Here is a 19,877-nt window from a genome sequence, read left to right as displayed (position 1 = left end):
CCCACACCCATAGCTTTGGACGCTACGCCCGACTAGCTGCCAAAAACGAAGGATAGGGACGCAGGCTCGTTCTCGTCACTAATTCTTCGACTACAGCCTATCGTCGACGACGTGATCGAATTGGACTATGCCTTCCTGGCCGACTACGCGGTCGTGGCAGATGGCCGCTTGACCGTCGTCGGCGCAAGCTTTGTGACAGTGGCCGTACCCATGCCGGTTGACTATCGTTTCGCTGTTGCTGGGCGTATCCGAGCGAGTCTCGACGTCGAATCGTTTGACCTGCGGTTTTCCGTCAAGGCTCCCGGCTACGAGATTTCCACAGGCGGCGTCAGCCGACCAGGGGATCCTGATTCAACGACGTACGCAGACAAGCGGTCCACTCTATTTGTGCTCAACACAGTGATCCCTCTCGTCGACCCGGGACTCTACGAAATCTTTGTGGGCCTCAACGGAGAGACCGTTCGTCGGCTTGCGTTCGAGGCGGTCGACCTTCCGATCGTTTCGGCGGGGAAGACGTCGTTGGGCCCGTGAATCCGCCGATCCACCTGACTCAACACGTGCTGGATCGAATGTACGAGCGGGGTATCACGACTGCTGACATCGAGTACGCGATTGAAGCCCCAGACGAGACCGGCCCGTGTGACAATGGCGGCACCCGGTACCTGCGTGAAAATCCCGACGGTAGGGTATTGAAGGTATGGACAGTGGTTGACGGTCCCGTCATGGTCATAAAGTCCGCAGCCTGGAAGGGGAACTGATGTCCGCATCTATCACGGTCAAGATCGACAACGTCGCTGGTGCTGGCTACATCGCGCTGTCCAGTGAGCCAGTGGCCAGCACGATCGAGTACTCCGATTCAGTGATGATTGATCTGGACGCACTGGGCATGGTGGTCGGCATCGAGGTTTTGGAGCTGGACGGCCCCCTGCCGATTGACGAGATCGCCAAGGAGTTCCACATCCATTCGGACACCGCGATGACAGTTCGTCGGCTGCAGCCAACGCTGAACTCGGCGATATCCTTCCACTCGTCGAGTGGTGTGTCTGCAGTACGCAACGAAGCCAACTTGACGGAATGTCTTCATCACGTTCCGCGGCAGGTTGACTGCTAGAGATACGCACTGTCGGTGCTTGATCTGCCCTCACGGACCCCGTGGGGGCATTTTGTGTGAGTCCGTCTTGACCACATAACGGCCACACTTGTGCGCGAGAATCAGTCACTGGCAGTGATGTCGAGCGATGTAAATCCGTGCCTGAGGGCACTTTAAGGGCACGGTAACTGTGCGTACCAGGAGAAAACCCTTGGAACGTGAGCAAGAGCTGGACCACTTGACCTGGGCTCTTCGTAACCGTTGATAGCGGGCGGACTGCCTAGCAGGTTGGTCCGTATTGAAAAGGTCAAGAGTTCGATTCTCTTAGGCGGCTCAGACTCAGCCCCTCACCGATACAAATCTGTGAGGGGCTTTTTCGTATTCCGCTCCGGTGAGCGTCGGACTCGTCAGCCTCGCGGACCCCGCGACATCCATCACCGAACGAACAGGAACACCCACATGATCGACGCCGTCATCTTCACCAACTACTCCGATACCGAAACCCCCGTCCGAATCAGCACCATCGACGGACACCAGCATGTCGGCAAGATCGGGGCCGTCGACAACAACGATGACGACGGTGGCTTCATCACCGTCGCCCTCACCGAGGTCCCCACAGGGTCTCCCTACGTCACCGTCGTCATCGCTGTCGACGCGATCACCGCCATCGAAAGCTGAACCGCAGACACCCTGACCTTCCGCACCACCGTCGACGGGCACACTGGACGAGGTGTTCGCCTCCCTCGCCCCGGCCCGTCGTCGCCTCGCGTACGTCGTACTCGCTCTCGTCCTGATCGGGCTCGTCGTGGCCGTGGCGGCCTTCGTCGCATCGCGGACCACGAACGACCCCGTCGCGAGCGTCGACCAGTCCGTTCCCGGCCCGGTGCTGTTGGTACCCGGGTTCGGCGGATCCACCGATGCTCTCGAGGTGCTTGCGGCGGAACTACGGGAGAACGGCCGCGACGCCACCGTCGTGGCCCTGCCCGATGGTGGCGTCGGCGACCTGACCGCACAGGCGCAGACACTGCGCGACGCCGTCGACGCGGCTCTGACTCGGACGGGAGCGACCTCGGTCGACGTCGTCGGGTACTCCGCCGGCGGGGTGGTGGCCCGGATCTGGGCTGCCGATCTGGGCGGTGCCGAGCAGGCTCGACGCATCGTGACCCTCGGCTCCCCGCACCACGGCACCCAGGTGGCGGGTCTGGCTGCCCAGGTCCTGCCCGACCGGTGCCCGATCGCCTGCCAACAGCTGGCCCCGGACAGCTCCGTGCTGGCCGGCTTGAACTTGGGCGACGAGACGCCGGACGGGCCGCAGTGGGTGTCGATCTGGACCGAACTGGATCAAGTGGTGACGCCGCCATCGTCGGCCCAACTCGACGGCGCGATCGACATCCCCGTCCAGAGCGTGTGCGCGGACTCGGCCGTCGACCACGGAAACCTGCCCCGTGATCCTCTCGTCGGCGCGATGGTCTCGGCCCAGTTGGACGGCAGCTCTACCGCTGAGCTCGGCGCAGCCGACTGCAGCCGTCTCAGCTCGTGATGTCCTTGGTCGTGAAATTCGCCCACGCGGCCCCCAGGAGCACGACGACGTAGACGCCCTGCAAACCGACGCCGCGCACCAGGTCCCGCGTCGGCACCGGGTCGCGGAAGAGATCGACGAAGGCCAGCCAGTACCGCGTCGGAAGGTACGGCGCGATGGCGTCGGCGGCGTCCAGCGTCAGCAGTAGCGAGCTGGCGATGAGGAAGGCCAACGCACCCAACGTTGCCGCGAGTGGCGAGTCGGTCAGGGTCGACAGGAACAACCCCATCGCGGCAACTCCGAGCATCGACAGGGTCACGTAGAGGACCGCTATGACGGTGCGTACGGCGACCTGTTCGTCGGTCAGTACCGTGCCTGACACGCTCGAGACGCCGGCCAACGACGTGGTGTCGAACAGCGTCGTGCCGACGAAGTATGCGACGGCTGCCACGATGACGACGGCCAGCAGCACGAACGCGGCCACCGAGATCAGCTTCGCCACCAGTAGCTTCGTTCGTCCCACCGGGCGAGCCAGCAGGTAGCGGAGGGTGCCGGCCTGGGCCTCCCCGGCGACGGAATCGCCGGCGATGACCGACACCGCGACGGGCAGGAACAGCGGGAGCACGATGGCGAGAGCGGCGAGTGGGAAGAGCTGGCCGTTCGTGGTCACCGCGGACAGGAAGGCAGGGCCGTCGCCGGGACGCGGACCGACGTCGGTGAGGGCCAGCAGGCCCGCGACGATGGTCGGCAGCAGGTTCAGCAGGAGAATGACGACCCAGGTGCGGGGTCGGCGAAGCATCGCGCGCAGTTCGACGCCGATCATGCGGTCACCTCCGATCGGACGGAACCTTCGCGAGGGCCAGCGGGACCGTCGACTCGGTCCGAGCTGGCACCGGTGACCGCCAGCACCGACTGCTCGAGGCTCATCTGCTGCGGGCTCAACTCGCTCACCCGGACTCCGCCTTCGACGAGCAGTCGATTGAGCAGGGCCGGATCAGGGTGTTCGATCACGAGTTGCTGCCCGTCACGCTCGAGCACGGTGGCGTCCTCCACGTCGGACAGGACCGTCACCGCGTCGGCGGGGTCGGGGGTACGCACGAGCACTCGGCCGGTGGGTTGTTGGAATGCAGAGAGCTGATCCTGCAGAACGAGGCGACCTCGATCGAGCACTCCCACTCGGTCGCACAATTGCTCCACTTCGGCCAGCAGGTGGCTCGAGAGGAAGACTGTGGTGCCTCGGGAATGCAAGTCCAGCAACAACTCTCGAATCTCGAGGATTCCCTGTGGATCGAGGCCATTGGTCGGCTCGTCGAGTATCAGCAGCTCGGGGGTACGCATGAGGGCCGCGGCCAAGCCGAGGCGCTGCCGCATGCCGAGCGAGTACTGCTTGACCGGCCTGCGTCCGACCCCGGCGAGGCCCACCTGCTCGAGGGCCTCGCCGACGCGGGCGGTGCGGGTGCGCCGAGAACCACCGGGGCCGGCCGCGTCGAGCAGCGTGAGGTTTCGTCGCCCGGAAAGATTGGGGTAGGCGGCGGGGTTCTCGATCAGTGCACCCACCCGCGGCAGCACGCTCCTGCGTCGTCGGGGCATCTCCTCGCCGAGCACCTGCATCTGCCCGGAGGTGGCCAGGACCAGCCCGAGCAGCATCCGAACGGTCGTCGTCTTGCCGGAGCCGTTCGCGCCCACGAAGCCGTAGATGTCGCCGGCGCGCACGTTGAGGTCGACGCCGTCGACGGCCCGCACCGATCCGTAACGCTTGGTGAGGCCGGTCGTGCGGATCATGTGGCTGCTCCTTCGAGCTGCTGGGCGGCGGTGGCCAAGGTTTCTGCGGTGACGGTGCCGGAGAGCAGATATCGGCGGCGGTCTCCGGCGGGCTCGGTGATCAGGACGTTCAGCGGTCCGATCGACAGTGCGACGCTGTCGCCGGTCACGACTGCGCCGGGAGCGGCCCGCAACTGGTCGACGAGCCCGCGCGCGGCGCGACGCGGCAGCGGAGCGGCGATCAGCTCGGTCACTCCGCGGCCGTATATCCCGACGGATCCCGGTTCGTCGCGGGCCCGCAGATCCAGTCCGGACAGAGTCGACGGAAGACGGGGAGAGTCGGTCCCGTCGGCGAACGAGGCGATGTCGAGGCCGTCCTGCTGCTGCACATCGGTTCCCGGGGGCGGGACGAAACGGACGGTGTCGGCGTCGGGCATCTCGGATGAGAAGTCCAGGAATGCAGTGCTGACAACAGGCCGAGCGGCCCCGCCGGCGAGCACGTCGACCTGCAGTGGCAGCCCGCTGTCGGGGTCGGCCCACACGTCGACCTCGGTGATGGTGCTCTGCGGCTCGGCGGGGACGAGCCGCAGGCCAGGGGCGTCCCGGCCGGCAATTCGGCGGGTCGGCAGTCGGGTGACCTCGTCGGTGGTCGCCTCACTGAGCAGTCGCTGCCCGAGCTCCGGCGGCAGCAGGTCGGCCTCGCGCGGCAGGCGCAGGCTCGGTTCGGGGACCGGGGTTGCCACAGCCGTGTTCTGTTCGTAGTCCCATCTCCACAGCAGAGCCGGGGACCGGTAGAGACCTCGTTCACCGGCGAGGCGGACGGTGTCGACGCGAAAGCTGTCCGGGGCGCGATACCAGGCGCGCAGGGTCGTGGTGTCGCCCAACAGATCCGGTAGGCCGCCGAGTCCGTCGGTGACCGGCAGGGTGACGCCGCCGACGGCCTGGGCGTAGCCCGAATACGGTGCTGCGGTGGAGGACTGGACCCGAGACAGCAGTTCCGCCGCACCGATGTCCGACGCGGCGACGGGCAGGCGCTCGATCACCGAGGGCGTGGCGACGAGCACGGCGATGCCGAGCACCACCGCCAGCCACCGCCACTGTCCACGCACCTCATCGACCGTACGGACGTAGCCGATGTGCCGCATGTGCGTGGTACAAAGCCGGCGGCTAGCGGACGAGCACGAACTCCGCGAGACCGTAACTCACGCCGTTGATCTGGAGCTCGATCGAGTGCGGGCCGGGGTAGTACGTGCGTGTGGTCAACGTTCTGAACGAGTGTCGGCGCGCAACCTCGATGCTCTCTCCGGGCGCGACCGATTTGGTCGTCAGCTTGAACGTCTTCCCCGTCACCCCGCCGTTCGCTTTGGTGTGGTGCACGACGTAGTCGATCGCGATCTTTGCGGGCTCGACGCCGACGTTGCGAATTTTCGCGGTGAACTGCAGGCTGTCGCCGATCTGCAGCTCGGCCACGTCCACGGCAGGGCCCGTCACCTCGAGTTCGGCCGGGGCGAAACCCAGTAACGCGAGCGCGTCGGTGTTCCCCTTCTTGATCACCGTCCGAAGCGCATGGCGCGCGAGCCGGTCTGTGTTGGCGTCCGGCTCGCCCAGCCACCGTGCCGCGGTCCCGACGACGACATCCGGGATATCTCGGCTGAAGTCGTTGAGGTGGTTGGCAACCGACCGCCGAACGTAGTCGCTGTCGTCTCGGTACAGCCTGTCCAGAATCGGCACGGTCACGCCGGGGCGCGCAAGTATTTCGGGCACTCTCACCGACCACGGCAAGTACGGTCGAGTGCCTTCCGACGCGAGGCGGCGAACGTGTTCGTCCGGCGATTGCGTCCACTCGGCCGCGATGGCGAGAGCCCGATCCAGATCGGTTCGCAGGAAGGTCCGGATGGCGAATTCGGAGGTCAGTCGGCCGGTGAGCTCGGCGAGCAAGGACATCCCGTCGTCGAACGCGGTCGCAGTGCGCTCGTCGACGGCCTTCGATGCGACGGCGCTGGTCACGGGCCAGACCGACCAGCCTCGAAAGTCGGGATCCGCAGCGGCCAGTCGGATGGTCCGAGCGAACTGGGCGTAATCGCCCGGCAGCCCTGTCAGTAGCGCGTCACGCAGCAGGTCGGCGCGGGCTCGGAGTGCGAGTGGACCCAACCCGTCCGACGACTCTCGAAGCAACGACAGATCCGCGTTCGGAGCAGCCGTACGAATGGTCCGAAACAGCGTGTGGGCTGCGTCCGGACCGAGTAGTTCATCGGCGAAGGGCATGAGAGCTTCTTACCCGACGCATCGCGTTCGTTCGGAGGCGGACCGAAGGTACGGATTATCCGGCGAAACGCCCGATTCTCGGCTGCCCGAACGGCAGCAGTGTAAAAAGAACTGCGATAACCTTCGCGAAACACAATGTGCTGAAACGCTGGTCAATGCTGGTCAATGCTGGTCTTCGGTGGTGAAGTACCGAATTCCGGTCCCGGTCCGATCATTCTGTGCAACGCGCTACGAACCTGGGGGGTCGCATCGTGCTCGTCGTCGACTCGAACCGACTCGTGAGCCCGGTGTACCGAGCCGATGAGCGATCGCGGTGAGCGGGTGGCTCTGGGTGGTGATCCTCAACGGGATCACCGCTGCTGCGTACTCGGGGATCGTGCTGTTCATCGTCCGAGGGCTGTTGCGAACCGGGCAGTTTCGCGCCAACCGGCTCGCGGTCGCCACCGCCGCGATCTTCACGACGTGTGCCGCCCACCACTTGATCCATGCGTGGCATCTGACGGCCGGGCTCGGCACTCACACATCGCATCTCGGTACCGATTCCGGCATGGGAACCCTGGACGCGATGCGGGAGTCGATGGGCGGGACCGTCGATGTGATGGTGACGGCCTCGACGGCACTCGCCGGCGTCGTCTACCTGGGGATGCGCCGCTTCTACGGACCGTTGCTCCGCTCACCTGCGATGTTCGACGACGCGAGCGAGGCCCGGTATCGGCAGCTGGCGGCGAACCTCCCGCACACGTCGGTGCTGGTCGTCGATCGCGACCTGCGATTCATACTCGTCGAAGGTGCCGGACTGCTGGCGGAAGGATACGACCCGCGGCGGATGGAGGGGCAGCTGCTGCAAGACACTGTGCCGCCGGAGGTCTATGCCCGGCTGAAGCCGTTTTACACAGCGGCCATCGATGGGGAGCAATCGTCCTTCGACTCCGTGGGTTCCCGGACGGGTGCGATCTTCGCCGTCAAGACCAGACCTCTGCGCGATGACACAGGTCGAATCGTCGGCGCGATGGTGCTGTCCGAGGACGTCACCGCCGAGCGCGAGGCGCGCGCCGAGCTCGAGCAGGCGCGCGCGTTCCGTGATGCGGTGCTGACGGCATCGCCTGACGTCACCATCGTCACCGATGTCGAGACCAGGACCGTGAAGTGGGCCTCGCGCAACGTCAGGTCATTGTTGACCGGGCCGAACCAGGACGGCTCACCCGGCGACACCGCCGCCCCCGAGGACGGGTTGGAGTCGGTGGTGCCCGAGGACATCGACGTCGTCCGGGCAGCGGACCGGGACGCTGCCTCCCTGCCGGATGGGGAGAGCGTCAGCATCCGGTACCGGGTGCGTGCGGCGGACGGCTCGCACCGGCGCTGCCGCGGCGGTGCTGTTCTGCGATTTGGACGGGTTCAAACGAATCAACGACACCGGCGGCCATGCGGCCGGTGACGCCGTGCTGGTCGAGGTCGCTCGCCGATTGCGTTCGGTGCTGCGGGCCGAGGACTCGATCGCCCGCGTCGGCGGCGACGAGTTCGTTCTCGTCGTCGATGCGTTGCCTGCGGAGAACGGATCAGGCAAGCCTGCGGGCGGCGCGCTAGCCGCACAGGTCGCCGAACGAATCCGGACGGTACTCGCAGCGCCCATCGCGTACGGAGGCCGTGAGTACGTGGTGTCGGCAAGCGTCGGGATGGTGTTGGTCCGCCGGGGCGTCAGTGCCCAGGAAGCGCTGCGCGATGCGGACTCCGCGATGTACCGGGCGAAGCAACTGGGCAAGGACCGAATCGAACTGTTCGACGACGCGCTGCGGGTGCACGCGATCGAGCGTGCGTACATCGAACAGACCCTGAGGGACGCGCTCGATCCTGATCGGGTCGGTTCCGCGACGTTCGGTGTGGCCTACCAACCGGTCTACGATCTCGGCAGTCGTCGACTCGTCAGTTTCGAGGCGCTCGCTCGCCTGCGGGACAGCACGGGCACAGCGATTTCACCCGACAGATTCATCCCGGTGGCCGAGGACACGGGACTCATTTCCGATCTGGGTGAGCGCGTGCTCGACGACGCTCTCGGCACCCTCGCGCGGTGGCGATCCGAGAACCCGCCTACCTCCGCGTCCGACGCGCCCGTCACGATGGCCGTGAATCTCAGTGCCCGACAGGCTCAACACGTCGACATTTGTGCGGCAGTGGAAACAGCCCTCGAGCGGCATCGCATGGCTCCGGGGGACCTCGTTCTCGAGCTCACCGAGTCCGTGTTGCTCGATTCCGGCTCGTCGGTCCTGCGTCAGCTCGGCGAATTACGCACACTGGGTGTGGGAATCGCCATCGACGACTTCGGAACGGGCTTCGCGAGCCTGCGATACCTCGCTACGCTGCCGGTGAGCGCAGTGAAGATAGACCGGTCGTTCACGTCCAGCATGACCAGTGACGCGACGAGCAGCAGCATCGTCGGAGCAATCATCAATCTGGCCCGCGATCTGAAACTGGGCTGCGTGGTCGAGGGCATCGAAACTCTCGACCAACTCGAAGCGCTGCCCAATTCTGTTCAGGGACAAGGCTATCTGCTGGGCAGGCCTGCCGAGATCGCGTCGGATACCTGGAATCCCTGAGCCTCACCGCGGGGTTGCCGAGGCCCGTCGAGCCAGGGTTGCAACTCCCAGTAGAAGTACCAGCACCAAGGCCGCAAGTCCGGTCATGGCTGCGGTTGCGGACATCGAGAGGGTGGCGATTCCGATTCCCACGGCCGGAATGCCCAGGCCGAGGTATGCGATCAGGAACAGTCCGGCCAAGGCCTCGCTTCGTTCGGCCGGTGCCGCCATCGCGGCGACGGCTCCCACTGCGGCCTTGAACAGGACGCCCGCCCCGATTCCGGCCACGACGCCGCCGACCAGGAATGTCGGCAGGCTCAGGGTGTGCATTCCGACCACCAGCGCGATCAGACCGAGGGCCTCGGCCGAGATGCCGAGTGAGAGTTTCGCTGTACTCGACATGCGGCTGGTCATCGTCTGCGCGAGCGCTGCCGTGCCGAACACCGCGAACACGGTGGCACCGCTGAGGGCGCGGGACGGATGGTCGAGTGTGCCCGCGACGAATCCCGGTGCCACCGAGGTGAACACACCGAACACTGCGAACGACGCGAAACCGGCTGCGGCAGCGGCGAAGTACCCGGCGCGATCACCGTGATCGGCACTGATTCGCTGCGGGCGATAGGCGGGCCGCTCCGGCATTTCGGCCACGGTCTCGGGTACCAGCGCGACACCGACGACAGCGACGACGATCAGTACCGCGAACACCAGATACGGGGTGTGCAGGGGAGCCGCGACGAACTGCGCCAGGAACCCGGCTACCAACGGCCCGACGCCGAGTCCGCCGATGTTCGCTGCGGTGGAGACCTTCTCGAATCGCTGGCCGGACGCGGTCGGCCGGTGCGTGGAATGCAGCTCGTGCAGGTAGGCCGTGGCGGTCGCGGTGAGTGCTCCGACGCCGAGTCCGGTGATGAGCCGTGCGACGAGCAGTAGAGGAAGTGCAGTGCCGCTGAGGAACATGACCGCAGCCACCAATTCGAGCAGCAACGCGGCGATCAAGACCTTCTTCCGGCCCACCCAGTCCGAGACATGTCCGGCCAGAACAAGACTGACGATCACGCCGACGGCGTAGGCCGCGAACACGATCGTGACCATGAACGTCGAGAAGCCGTCACGCACTTGATAGAGCGGGTACAGCGGGCTGGGCACGGTGGAGAACGCCATCGCGGTGAGGAATGCCGCCGCAACCACCCAGAAGCCGACGCCGTGTCGACGAGTCGAGGTCGGTGAGTGAGTCTGTGCCGGCGGAGCGGCGGGCAGGGTGTCGTAGGACATGTCGTTCTCCGATGTCGGTGTTGTTCGTTCGGATACGACTGTCCTCGGACTCGACCATCACGTCCAACGAAGAAAAACGCTGACAACTATCTCGATATGCGATCATCGATGGATGGAGCTGCGCCACCTCGAGTGCTTCGTCGCGGTCAGTGAAGAACAGAACTTCACCCGTGCCGCTGCCCGTCTGCATATCGTTCAATCTGCGGTTTCGGCGGCGATCAAGTCCCTCGAACGAGAACTGGGTGCATCGCTGCTCGATCGCAACTCCAAGCGTGTCCTGCTGACCGAGGCCGGTCGGGCTCTGCTTCCCCGTGCTCGGGTCGTCCTCGATGCCGCTCGCGATGCCCGTGATGCGGTCGACGACGTTCGAGGCGGCCTGCGCGGCACCGTCAGAATCGGCACGTTGACCTCCATCAAGCTGATCGACCTTCCCGGTCTGCTGGGCGAGTACCACCGCCGGTTTCCGCACGTCCAGCTCATCACCGGCGCAGCGCCGTCGGGCACCCAGGGGCTACTCGAATCGGTGGCGGACGGTCGACTGGACCTCGCGTTCGTCTCCGACTCCGGCCGACGGCCCGCCGGGATCGACGTGCGAGAACTCGCGTCGTCGGTATTGGATCTGGTGCTCCCGTCGGACCACCCCCTGGCCGAACGAGAATCCCTGACGCTGGATGACATTGCACCGTACGACTTCATCGACTCGCCCATCGGCTTCGGAAACCGCGCGGTGGCCGACCGCGCGTTCGCCGACGCGGGATTGCAGCGACGCGTGAGCATCGAAATCACCGATATCTCCACCGGCGTTGCCTACGTCCGCAACGGCCTCGGGATATCGCTGCTACCCCGGTTCGTCCTGACCGAGCGGAGCGGTGTGGTCGTCACCACGGTGTCGGAAGTGGATCTGACGTGGCCGCTCGCGGTTGCGACCTCGTCGACTCGCGCTCCGAGCGCGGCGGTACGTGCCCTGCTGGGCGTGCTCGACGAATTTCTCGCCTGAGCTGCGGTAACCGGGAAGTTTTGTGCGCTGCGACGCGTTGAACACGAGTAATGGATGATCTTCTGGTTGCCCCCACTCGACTCTGGACACCCTCGCGTGTCCTGGTCACCAAGTCTGCGTCCGAGTTACCCCACACCGCGGAAATTCTCCGTCGGTGCGAAGCAGCAGGCGTCGCCGACATCGACATTCTGTCCGGTGACCGCCTCACCGGACTGCGTGGTGAGTCCGAGCGCGAGACCTACGCACGAGCCAAGTCGACGATGGCCGTGGTGGTCGCCCCGCCGAGTGTGCTGAAACCGCAACCGATTCCGCCGAGCGCGGACTGGCGGATCGACCTGGCGAAAGGATGCCCGGCGCATTGCCAGTACTGCTATCTCGCCGGCTCGTTGTCCGGTCCGCCGATCACCAGGGTCTTCGTCAACCTCGACGACGTGTTGGCCGGTATCGGCACTCACGCAGGCCGCGGTTCCATCACCTCCGGCACCGATGAGCGTGGGCACGAAGGCACCACATTCGAGTTATCGTGCTACACCGATCCTTTGGGGATCGAACACGTGACGGGCTCTCTTGCCGAGGCCGTTCGCAGAGTGGGCGCGGGCGTGTACGGCGACGACGTATCGCTGCGTTTCACCACCAAGTTCGACGACGTCCGCGAGTTGGTGACGCTCGACCACGGCCGCCGAACGCGAGTTCGGCTGTCGGTCAACGCCGATGACATTGCCCACCGCTTCGAGGGCGGTACGGCACGTATGCCGGCTCGGATAGAAGCGCTGCGGCAGTTGGCACTGGCCGGTTATCGAGTGGGGTTGACGATCGCGCCGATCATGCCGATCCCGCAGTGGCGCGAGCAGTACGGTCGATTGCTTGCGAATGTCTCCGACGCGTTGCGCGACGTGCCCGATCTCATTCTGACCGCCGAAATCATCACTCACCGCTTCACGCCGTCGAGCAAGGATGTGTTGTTGAGCTGGTATCCGGGAACGAAACTGGAGATGGACGAGGGCGCGCGCACAGCGAAGAGAAACAAGTTCGGCGGCGTGAAATACGTCTATCCGAAGGACACGATGGCCGAGATGCGCAGCTGGTTCGTCGACGAACTTCGCGACGTTCTGCCCGACGCGCAGCTGCTGTACTGGACGTGAACCGTCACAGGGCATCGAATCGGTCTCGCGCTCGGTCGATGTCGTCCATGTGCGTGGTTGCCCACGCCAGCAGGACGTCGACGGGAGTTCGGAGTGTTTTGCCCAGGGGAGTGATTCGATATTCCACCGCCACCGGGCGGGTGCTCAGCACCGTGCGTTCGATGATTCCGTTGCGTTCGAGCTTGCGCAGCGTTCCGGTGAGGGACTTCTGAGTCACCTCGGGAATCCCGCGGCGGAGATCGTTGAATCGGCAGGGGCGCTCGCACAATTCGTTCAATACTTGCAGCGACCATTTGTCCAGCACCTGATCCAACAATTCGCGGTGCGGGGCAGTGATCGTGAGTTCTGCGTTGCCGTCGGCGGTATCGGTCATGAAACCAGGTTCCCTTGAAGTGTCCTTTGTGTACCAGGTATCAACGTTATACCTGAATTTCTACGACGAAGGACCAACCATGAGCGTCACTCGATTCACCCCGCCCGGAATGATGCAACCCACCCCGTATCACCACGTGGCGGTGGGTCAGGGTTCTCGACACATCCACGTCAGCGGTCAGATCGCCCGGAACGAGGACGGGTCGGCCATCGATACCGACGACCTCGCCGGTCAGGTTGCGCAGGCGCTGCGCAATACCGCGATCGGATTGACCGGTGCAGGAGCAACATTCGAGGACGTACTGCGGCTGACGTTCTACGTCACGCACTGGGCTCCCGAGCTGATCGGTGAGTTCATGGACGGCGTCACGCGCGTCGCCGACGAGATCGGACTGCCGACTCCCATGCCGCCTGCGTCGTTGATCGGAGTGGATTACCTCTTCGAACCGGACGTGCGGGTCGAGGTGGAAGCAACCGCGATTCTGGACTGAAACCGCGGATAGGCCGGTGACTTCTCGGCGGTGCGGAGGTCGATACCGGCAAACCCACCCGACCTTTGGAGTGACATGGCGATTCTGACCTACAACCTGCATGTTTCCCTCGACGGCTACATCGAGGATCCCGACGGCAGCCTCGACTACTCGATGCCCGACGAGGAATCGCATCGGTTCTCGAATCGACAGACCGTGGAGACGAGCGTCTTTCTGTTCGGACGGCGGCTGTACGAGGCCATGGAGGACTACTGGACCGACCCGGAACGGGCGGCCGGCGACCCCGTCGAAGCCGAATTCGCCGAGCTGTACAAGGCAACTCCCCGGGTGGTCTTCTCGGACACCCTCACTTCCGTGCCCGACGGTTGCCGGCTGGTCCGTAGTGCCGACGCCGTCGCGGAAGTGGAGCGAATGAAACGGGAGACCGAGGGCACGTTGGCCGTCGCCGGCGCGTCGTTGGCCGCATCGTTGTTCGACTCGATCGACCAGTTCGAGCTCATTGTCGTCCCGACCATCCTGGGTGGTGGAAAGCCGTACTTCCCCGTGGGGCACCGACTGAACCTGGTGCTGGAAGAGCAGAGGCACTTCCCCACGTCGGGCTGGATGTATCTGCGGTACAGGGTGGTTCGGTAAGCAGACCTGTCGTCCGGCCCGATCGCGCAGAATGGGCTCATGACATCCGGTGATCGTCGTCAGTGGTGGACCTTGCCCGCGCACCAGCGGTGGCTCGACACAGAATCGGCTCGGCTCCTCCGGTTCGGTAGCTCGCTCGAGCATCCTGCCGGGGGAGCGGCGTGGTTGAACGACCGCGGACATCCGGACCTGAGCCATCCGGCCCTGACCTACATCACTGCTCGGATGGCGCACGTGCATTTCCTGGCCTCGATGCAGGGGTATCCGGGGTCTCGTAGGAAAGCCGATCGAGTGTTCGACGGTCTACTGACGACGTTGCGGGACAGCACGAACGGCGGGTGGTTCGAGTCCAGCGCCGACGCCTCGTCTCCCGATGCGACGAAGACGGCCTACACGCACGCCTTCGTAGTGTTGGCTGCAGCCGCAGCCGCAGCGGCGGGACACCCCAGTGGACGGGGGCTTCTCGACGAAGCCCTCGAGGTCGTGGATCGGCGATTCTGGGACGAGAACCACGGCATGTGCGCAGACACCTGGAATGCGAGCTGGACCGCGCTCGACGGTTATCGCGGAATCAACGCCAACATGCACATGGTCGAGGCGCTGCTGGCGGCGGCCGATGCGGGTGCGCCCGAGGTCTGGCGAAGCAGGGCAGTACGCATCTGCGACAACGTGATCGGCTGGTCACAGGCGAACGAGAATCGCATTCCCGAGCATTTCACTGCGGAATGGCAGCCGATGCTCGAGTACAACAGCGGCGACACAGCAAACCAGTTCAAGCCTTACGGAGCAACGGTGGGGCACGGTTTCGAGTGGGCGCGGCTGCTCGTGCAGGCGAGTCTCGTGGCCGATAGCCCTGGTGGCCACGATTACGTTGCCGCCGCCGCGTCGCTGTATCACCGCGCGGCGCAGGACGGCTGGCAACCCGGCCCGTCGCCTGGCTTCGTCTACACCACCGACTGGACTGGGCGACCGGTAGTGAGAGAGCGTCTGCACTGGGTGTTGTGCGAGGCGATCGCGGCCGCCGCGACACTGGGTCGTCGGACCGGAGAAGACCGCTACGACAACGACTATCGCACCTGGTGGGACATTGCCGCCGACTCCTTCATCGACCTCGTCGACGGCTCCTGGCATCACGAACTCGACGCGGACAACAGGCCCGCAGCCACGGTGTGGAGTGGCAAACCCGACCTGTACCACGCTGTGCAGGCAACATGGATCAGCCGAGGTGTGAACAGCTCGAGTATGGTGGCGGCGCTGCTGGCGGCCTGAATGGCCGCATCGGACCAAAACCGTCCGTTGGGTATGTAGTGTCGTCTCGTGCGCGAAGGTAGAAGACACAACGCCGTCATCGACGTATCCGTCATCGTCACGGTGGTCGCACTCGGTGTCGTTGCGGCCGGACTGCTGCATTCGCCGGAAAGTGAACTGCCGCCCGGAAATGCTGTGTCATCCGGAGAGGCCGCGCGCGACGGTGACTACTCCATCGTCTCCGAGCCTGTCGAGTATCCGGCCGACATTCCGGGGTGCTCCGAGGTCGAGCCACCCCCGCCCAGTGAGGATGGGCGCCTCATCTCGGTCATCGGGAGTCAGGCTCCGTCCTACGACAATCCTGCCTACCCGTGGTTGACCGCGAGCAAGGCGGGAGCGATGACCGACGCTCTCGTGGGCGCACTTCCAGCGGATGTCACCGTGAAGTTGGCCGCCCCATCCCAGTCGCTGACCTTCCAACCGGTGGACGACTTCGGCGGTAATGTGCCGGAGGGCCTCGAGGCAAGCACCAGTGCCCGCGGCGACCTGACTCGCGCGGGGGTGTCTGCGTTTGCCAGCGTCGATGTTCGACCGTCGTCGACGGGGATTCCGGCCTGTGTCGCAGGCGTTCTCGACGCCCGCACCACCGAGCCCGACGGAACGGTGGTCGATACCGACGACAGTTGGTACGAGATCGGCGGTGACCGCACGAACAGTCGCAGAGCGACGGCGTATCACCCGGACGGAACTCTGGTCACCGCGAATCTTAGTACTACCGTCGGTCCCGAATTTCCCTTGGACACATCCGAGTTGACCCGAATCGCGGCGCTGCCGGGCCTCCGAGTCGGTTCGCCTGCACCGGCGGGAAGCGCTGCGCCGCGCCAGGATTGCTCGGTCTCGCTCGCAGGGGAGGCGACAGCGGTGGATATCGACGAGGTGTCCTTGGACGCCGCGAACGAGGCGTTGACGACAACGTGGCAGGCGCTACCCGATGCGCCGGTACTGAACCGGCCGATCGGGTCACTGGTACCCGATCGCACGGGCAGGGGTGCCTGTACGGACATCGACGTAGTGAACTCCGATGTAGCGCTGTCGATTTCCGTATCCTCCGGCGCGGCACTCCCGGTGGCGAGGGACCCCTACGATCCGGAGAATGCGTACGAACCGGTTGTGGAGCTGCGAACATTGCCCGACGGTTCGGTGCTCGAATCGTACGACGTCGATCTGTCGAGCAGCATGACCGCGGAGGACGGAACCATGCGGTTGGCGAGGTCGGTCACGCTGACGCGACCGTCCGGCGTGCAGGTGTCGGTTCGGTCGACGGCGGATTTCGTTTCTGGTGGGGGCCGTTCGACACGGCCGGAACCGCTGCCACTCGAGCTACTGGATGCAGTGGCCCAAGCTCCGATCACGGAGTGGCCGTGAAAGATTCGACGACACGCACTGTTCTCGCAGCAGCCGCGGTGATGGTGGCAGTGGTATCCGTCGCCGCGGCTGCGGTCGTGCTGGTGAATGTGGACGTGTCCGTGAAGCCGTCGATGGACGATGCAACGACGTCGGCCTTCGACGAGATGCCGACGTTCTCGGAGGAGACGGAGACAATTGAGGCGCTGGCTGGGCCGGCGCTCGAGCCCAGCTGGCGGATCGACGCAGAGACCGTCTACGGCAGGCAATTCGCTGCATTCCGTTCGCCGACCGCAAGTTTGACGTTCGATCTCGGGGTCACGGGCGTGATCGACGCCGGCGATGTTCTCGTCACCGCAATGGGTCTTCCGAATCCACGGTCGTCTTCGCTCGATGCAGTCGAGTTCGTGGCCCTCGATGCCGACGACGGCAGTGTGCGATGGAAGGCGTCGCCCGGCACAGTCGACGTATGCGCGAGTGTCCCCGTTCAGGGCGACATCGTCTGTCTGGACTCGTATTCCGATGTGCAGTCCCTCGTCACTATCGGTACGAACGACGGGGTGGTGAAGCGGATACCGGTCCCCGAGGGCTGGTACGTCTACGCGATCGAGAGCGACGGGACATCGGTGCTGTTGTTGGAAGGCAGCCCTGAGGATGGCGAATCCGTGTTGCACGGCGGGTCGGTGAATGCACTCGACCGAATGTGGACGCTACCGATCACCACATCCGTGGGGTGGGAGGGCCTGAGTGGCACGGTGATTCACACGGCCGACGGGCGAGGCGTCGTGACGATGGGCGGAGAGGCTACATTTTTCGATCCGACCACCGGAGCACCCGTCGAGGGTCTCGACATGACCTCGGACGACACCGTCGTCGACTCCACCGGCGCTACTGTCTGGGAGTTGCCGGATCCGTTCGATACGGACAAGGTCATCGGCAACACTCGTTATTCGATCGACGGTCCGGCGTATGTCGCGACGACGGATTCCGGTGATGTGCGGTGGCATTGGACCATCCCGGCTGGATCCGATGGGTTCACCGACAGCGGCACTATCGCCCAGACGCGATCGGGTGTGTTCTTCCTCGGAACCGATTCGATGGTTCGTCTCGAATCGGTTCCGAGTTGACGCCGAGCAGCTCTACCGTGCGGCAGTGCTATTCCCGGTGCGGAGTGCGCTCACCGGTTTTCGGGTCCACGTCGAACAGTTGATCGGTGTTGTCGGGGGAGTAGACGACGGTGTCGACTTCCCGCGCGCGTCGTCGGGCACCGTCGCGAACGGCGAAGAACGCGGCTGCGAACAGTACGACCACGGTGATGCCGGCGACGATCGCCCATCCCTCGAAGCCGCCCGCCAGAGCCGCGATCAGACCGCCCGCGGATGCGATTCCGGCGAAGATCAAGATGACGGCCAGCATGTTCTCGACTGCACGTGCCCAGCTCGTTTTCGAAGGCCTTTTCTCGACCATGGGGATGTTCCTCTCGCTAAGTTCCGTCGCCGAATACCCGAAACCCGGTCGTCTAAGCCCTGCGGTGCTACTGGGCCTTGCGTGCGCGGTACGCGGCGACCGCCGCGCGGTTGCCGCAGGTGGTGCTGCAGAAGCGGCGAGAGCGGTTTCGGGAGAGGTCGAGAACCAGCCCGTTGCAGTCCGGATCGGCGCAGACGTCGAAACGAGAGAGCTCGTCGGCTCGGATGACGTCGATCATGGCCATCGCGGTCTCGACGACGATGCGGGTTGCCAGTGGACTGTCGTCGGCGACGGCATGGATGTGCCAGTCGAGAGTGTCGTGCCGGACCAGTCGGGGCAGGGCCGAGGATTCGGCAAGCAAGCGGTTCACCTCGAGCACGGCGTCGTCTCGACTGCTGGTGAGCAGTGATCGCAGGGTCGGACGCAGTGCCCGCACAGCCTCGAGCTCGGCGTCGTCGCCGTCGAACCGTCCGGAGTAGCCCTGGTCGGTGAAGAAGTCGGCCAGCTCCTCGCGGGTGGTCAGCGTGTCCGGGTCTTCGGCGGAATTGACCAATGCCACGGCGGACAGAAGCGACAGTTCTGCGTCATGAGCAAAAAGCATGTTGACACCTTACCAATCCACTCCCTACTGTCACATGTCATGACGGCTTACACTCATGACGCGCAAGTGGATCGCGCAGCTGCACACGACGCTGCGGCACGGTCGCGTCGACTCTCGGGGCTCGGGTTCGCGCTCCTGTCCGCGGCATCGTTCGGGCTCTCCGGCTCGTTGGCCAAAGGCCTGCTCGATGCCGGCTGGACCGCCGGTGCCGCCGTGACTGCGCGCATCCTGCTCGCGGCAGCGGTGTTGCTGATTCCGTCGATTCTCGCGCTGCGTGGACGCTGGGGCCTGTTGGCCAAGAATTGGAAGCTGCTCGTGGCCTACGGTGCCTTCGCGGTGGCCGGTTGTCAGCTCGCGTTCTTCAACGCCGTCGGCCGAATGGACGTGGGTGTCGCACTGCTCATCGAATTCACCTCGCCCGTAGCCGTCATTGGCTGGATGTGGTTTCGGCACCAGCAGCGTCCGGGTCGGCTGACGCTGGTCGGTGCGCTGTTGGCCGCAATGGGACTGGTGCTCGTGCTCGACCTGATCTCCGGCGCGGACGTCGACAGCGTCGGCGTGCTGTGGGCGCTCGGTGCGATGGCGGGAGCCGCCGTCTACTGGGTGCTCTCCGCCGACGAGAGCAACGGTTTGCCGCCGATCGTGCTCGCCGGGGGCGGTCTGCTGGCAGGTGGACTCATTCTGCTCGCCGCCGGGCTGGTCGGCATCGTCCCGTTCGCGGCTCCGCTGACCGACGTCACGTTCGTCGAAGCCGTTGTGCCGTGGTGGGTTCCGATCATCGGTCTCGGTGTGGTGACCGCCGCGCTGGCGTACGTGCTCGGAATTGCGGCCGGTCGACGCCTCGGCTCGCGGCTGGCGTCGTTCATGGGTCTGATGGAAGTTGTTGCGGCGCTTGTGTTCGCGTGGCTGTTGCTCGGTCAGGCTCCGGGACCGATTCAATTGGCCGGTGGCGCACTGATTCTGCTCGGTGTCGTCGTCGTCAAATCAGGTGAACGCGTCACCTCGGACGAACCGGTGGAGCCGCTGCAGAGCAGAGCATGACAGC

Annotated in this window: 22 protein-coding genes; 14 read left to right on the top strand and 8 right to left on the bottom strand. The window is 65.0% G+C overall.

Going from position 1 to position 19,877, the window contains the following annotated elements; genetic code table 11:
• Positions 1-111: 111 nt before the first annotated feature.
• The 4 genes from K414_RS25850 to K414_RS0102175 all read left to right on the top strand — a co-directional run bounded on the left by K414_RS25850 (position 112) and on the right by K414_RS0102175 (position 2,630).
• The gene (locus K414_RS25850) at positions 112-531 is read left to right on the top strand and encodes a hypothetical protein (protein ID WP_051364893.1); all 420 of its coding nucleotides are present in this window, start codon (positions 112-114) and stop codon (positions 529-531) included.
• A 226-nt stretch (positions 532-757) separates the two neighbouring features.
• Positions 758-1,111, top strand: a complete 354-nt coding sequence (locus tag K414_RS25845) for a DUF2283 domain-containing protein (protein ID WP_051364892.1) — start codon at positions 758-760, stop codon at positions 1,109-1,111.
• A 438-nt stretch (positions 1,112-1,549) separates the two neighbouring features.
• Positions 1,550-1,768, top strand: coding sequence for a hypothetical protein (locus tag K414_RS0102180; RefSeq protein WP_027494450.1), 219 nt, complete (start codon positions 1,550-1,552; stop codon positions 1,766-1,768).
• A gap of 52 nt (positions 1,769-1,820) precedes the next feature.
• Positions 1,821-2,630: an alpha/beta fold hydrolase gene (locus tag K414_RS0102175; protein WP_027494449.1), complete on the top strand. Its 810-nt coding sequence runs from the start codon at positions 1,821-1,823 to the stop codon at positions 2,628-2,630.
• Here the strand turns inward: K414_RS0102175 and K414_RS0102170 are convergent.
• Genes K414_RS0102170 through K414_RS0102155 form a run of 4 tightly spaced genes read right to left on the bottom strand, consistent with a single transcriptional unit; the run spans position 2,620 to position 6,635 of the window.
• Entirely contained in the window at positions 2,620-3,432 is an 813-nt protein-coding gene (locus K414_RS0102170; protein WP_027494448.1) for an ABC transporter permease, read from the bottom strand. The genes K414_RS0102175 and K414_RS0102170 overlap by 11 nt on opposite strands.
• A complete protein-coding gene (locus tag K414_RS25840) occupies positions 3,429-4,391 on the bottom strand; it encodes an ATP-binding cassette domain-containing protein (protein WP_032391304.1) in 963 nt (320 codons plus the stop codon). The genes K414_RS0102170 and K414_RS25840 overlap by 4 nt, the downstream gene beginning before the upstream one ends.
• Positions 4,388-5,479 (bottom strand): transcriptional regulator, encoded by a 1,092-nt coding sequence (locus tag K414_RS0102160; RefSeq protein WP_152530343.1) that lies wholly within the window; start codon positions 5,477-5,479, stop codon positions 4,388-4,390. The genes K414_RS25840 and K414_RS0102160 overlap by 4 nt, the downstream gene beginning before the upstream one ends.
• 58 nt (positions 5,480-5,537) lie before the next feature.
• Positions 5,538-6,635: a DNA alkylation repair protein gene (locus K414_RS0102155; protein WP_027494446.1), complete on the bottom strand. Its 1,098-nt coding sequence runs from the start codon at positions 6,633-6,635 to the stop codon at positions 5,538-5,540.
• 313 nt (positions 6,636-6,948) lie between these two features.
• Between K414_RS0102155 and K414_RS0102145 the strand changes: the two genes are divergently transcribed.
• Positions 6,949-8,070 (top strand): PAS domain-containing protein, encoded by a 1,122-nt coding sequence (locus K414_RS0102145; RefSeq protein WP_027494445.1) that lies wholly within the window; start codon positions 6,949-6,951, stop codon positions 8,068-8,070.
• The gene (locus K414_RS25835) at positions 7,970-9,226 is read left to right on the top strand and encodes a bifunctional diguanylate cyclase/phosphodiesterase (RefSeq protein WP_051364890.1); all 1,257 of its coding nucleotides are present in this window, start codon (positions 7,970-7,972) and stop codon (positions 9,224-9,226) included. The genes K414_RS0102145 and K414_RS25835 overlap by 101 nt, the downstream gene beginning before the upstream one ends.
• A 3-nt stretch (positions 9,227-9,229) precedes the next feature.
• Here the strand turns inward: K414_RS25835 and K414_RS25830 are convergent, their stop codons facing one another.
• Entirely contained in the window at positions 9,230-10,477 is a 1,248-nt protein-coding gene (locus tag K414_RS25830; RefSeq protein WP_032373817.1) for an MFS transporter, read from the bottom strand.
• 112 nt (positions 10,478-10,589) lie between these two features.
• Between K414_RS25830 and K414_RS0102130 the strand changes: the two genes are divergently transcribed.
• The gene (locus tag K414_RS0102130) at positions 10,590-11,474 is read left to right on the top strand and encodes a LysR family transcriptional regulator (RefSeq protein ID WP_027494444.1); all 885 of its coding nucleotides are present in this window, start codon (positions 10,590-10,592) and stop codon (positions 11,472-11,474) included.
• 50 nt (positions 11,475-11,524) lie between these two features.
• A complete protein-coding gene (locus tag K414_RS0102125; RefSeq protein ID WP_027494443.1) occupies positions 11,525-12,616 on the top strand; it encodes a spore photoproduct lyase family protein in 1,092 nt (363 codons plus the stop codon).
• Between the two features lie 4 nt (positions 12,617-12,620).
• Here K414_RS0102125 and K414_RS0102120 read toward each other — a convergent pair whose 3' ends face one another.
• On the bottom strand, positions 12,621-12,989 hold the full coding sequence (locus K414_RS0102120) for a helix-turn-helix domain-containing protein (RefSeq protein WP_027494442.1): 369 nt from the start codon (positions 12,987-12,989) through the stop codon (positions 12,621-12,623).
• A 79-nt stretch (positions 12,990-13,068) separates the two neighbouring features.
• Here K414_RS0102120 and K414_RS0102115 point away from each other — a divergent pair, with 79 nt between their 5' ends.
• From K414_RS0102115 to K414_RS0102095, 5 genes are all read left to right on the top strand, one after another.
• Complete coding sequence (locus K414_RS0102115) at positions 13,069-13,479, top strand: RidA family protein (protein WP_027494441.1); 411 nt, start codon at positions 13,069-13,071, stop codon at positions 13,477-13,479.
• Between the two features lie 75 nt (positions 13,480-13,554).
• Positions 13,555-14,112 (top strand): dihydrofolate reductase family protein, encoded by a 558-nt coding sequence (locus K414_RS0102110; RefSeq protein ID WP_027494440.1) that lies wholly within the window; start codon positions 13,555-13,557, stop codon positions 14,110-14,112.
• 39 nt (positions 14,113-14,151) lie between these two features.
• Positions 14,152-15,381 (top strand): AGE family epimerase/isomerase, encoded by a 1,230-nt coding sequence (locus tag K414_RS0102105; RefSeq protein WP_027494439.1) that lies wholly within the window; start codon positions 14,152-14,154, stop codon positions 15,379-15,381.
• A gap of 48 nt (positions 15,382-15,429) precedes the next feature.
• On the top strand, positions 15,430-16,785 hold the full coding sequence (locus tag K414_RS0102100; RefSeq protein ID WP_027494438.1) for a hypothetical protein: 1,356 nt from the start codon (positions 15,430-15,432) through the stop codon (positions 16,783-16,785).
• Positions 16,782-17,891 (top strand): hypothetical protein, encoded by a 1,110-nt coding sequence (locus tag K414_RS0102095; protein ID WP_027494437.1) that lies wholly within the window; start codon positions 16,782-16,784, stop codon positions 17,889-17,891. The genes K414_RS0102100 and K414_RS0102095 overlap by 4 nt, the downstream gene beginning before the upstream one ends.
• Before the next feature lie 28 nt (positions 17,892-17,919).
• On the opposite strand, the gene K414_RS25825 is transcribed toward K414_RS0102095, so the two are convergent.
• The gene (locus K414_RS25825) at positions 17,920-18,180 is read right to left on the bottom strand and encodes a hypothetical protein (protein WP_051364889.1); all 261 of its coding nucleotides are present in this window, start codon (positions 18,178-18,180) and stop codon (positions 17,920-17,922) included.
• Positions 18,181-18,298: 118 nt separating this feature from the next.
• Positions 18,299-18,832 carry a CGNR zinc finger domain-containing protein gene (locus K414_RS0102085; RefSeq protein WP_027494436.1) on the bottom strand — a complete coding sequence of 178 codons (534 nt, stop codon included), beginning with the start codon at positions 18,830-18,832 and terminating at the stop codon, positions 18,299-18,301.
• Between the two features lie 39 nt (positions 18,833-18,871).
• Here K414_RS0102085 and K414_RS0102080 point away from each other — a divergent pair, with 39 nt between their 5' ends.
• Positions 18,872-19,873 carry a DMT family transporter gene (locus K414_RS0102080; RefSeq protein WP_027494435.1) on the top strand — a complete coding sequence of 334 codons (1,002 nt, stop codon included), beginning with the start codon at positions 18,872-18,874 and terminating at the stop codon, positions 19,871-19,873.
• Positions 19,874-19,877 lie beyond the last annotated feature (4 nt).

The sequence above is a fragment of the Rhodococcus sp. JG-3 genome, assembly GCF_000482405.1.
In the GTDB taxonomy this organism is placed as follows: domain Bacteria; phylum Actinomycetota; class Actinomycetes; order Mycobacteriales; family Mycobacteriaceae; genus Rhodococcoides; species Rhodococcoides fascians.
Note: the sequence above shows the minus strand (reverse complement) of the source record. Positions and strands in the feature narration are given on the sequence as shown.

Bases quoted from the DNA above. Each gene is read 5' to 3' on its own strand.
- K414_RS25845 (WP_051364892.1), top strand. From the start codon at position 758: ATGTCCGCATCTATCACGGTCAAGATCGACAACGTCGCTGGTGCTGGC.
- K414_RS0102180 (WP_027494450.1), top strand. From the start codon at position 1,550: ATGATCGACGCCGTCATCTTCACCAACTACTCCGATACCGAAACCCCC.
- K414_RS0102170 (WP_027494448.1), bottom strand. From the start codon at position 3,432: ATGATCGGCGTCGAACTGCGCGCGATGCTTCGCCGACCCCGCACCTGG.
- K414_RS25840 (WP_032391304.1), bottom strand. From the start codon at position 4,391: ATGATCCGCACGACCGGCCTCACCAAGCGTTACGGATCGGTGCGGGCC.
- K414_RS0102155 (WP_027494446.1), bottom strand. From the start codon at position 6,635: ATGCCCTTCGCCGATGAACTACTCGGTCCGGACGCAGCCCACACGCTG.
- K414_RS25830 (WP_032373817.1), bottom strand. From the start codon at position 10,477: ATGTCCTACGACACCCTGCCCGCCGCTCCGCCGGCACAGACTCACTCA.
- K414_RS0102130 (WP_027494444.1), top strand. From the start codon at position 10,590: ATGGAGCTGCGCCACCTCGAGTGCTTCGTCGCGGTCAGTGAAGAACAG.
- K414_RS0102125 (WP_027494443.1), top strand. From the start codon at position 11,525: ATGGATGATCTTCTGGTTGCCCCCACTCGACTCTGGACACCCTCGCGT.
- K414_RS0102120 (WP_027494442.1), bottom strand. From the start codon at position 12,989: ATGACCGATACCGCCGACGGCAACGCAGAACTCACGATCACTGCCCCG.
- K414_RS0102115 (WP_027494441.1), top strand. From the start codon at position 13,069: ATGAGCGTCACTCGATTCACCCCGCCCGGAATGATGCAACCCACCCCG.
- K414_RS0102110 (WP_027494440.1), top strand. From the start codon at position 13,555: ATGGCGATTCTGACCTACAACCTGCATGTTTCCCTCGACGGCTACATC.
- K414_RS0102105 (WP_027494439.1), top strand. From the start codon at position 14,152: ATGACATCCGGTGATCGTCGTCAGTGGTGGACCTTGCCCGCGCACCAG.
- K414_RS25825 (WP_051364889.1), bottom strand. From the start codon at position 18,180: ATGCTGGCCGTCATCTTGATCTTCGCCGGAATCGCATCCGCGGGCGGT.
- K414_RS0102085 (WP_027494436.1), bottom strand. From the start codon at position 18,832: ATGCTTTTTGCTCATGACGCAGAACTGTCGCTTCTGTCCGCCGTGGCA.
- K414_RS0102080 (WP_027494435.1), top strand. From the start codon at position 18,872: ATGACGGCTTACACTCATGACGCGCAAGTGGATCGCGCAGCTGCACAC.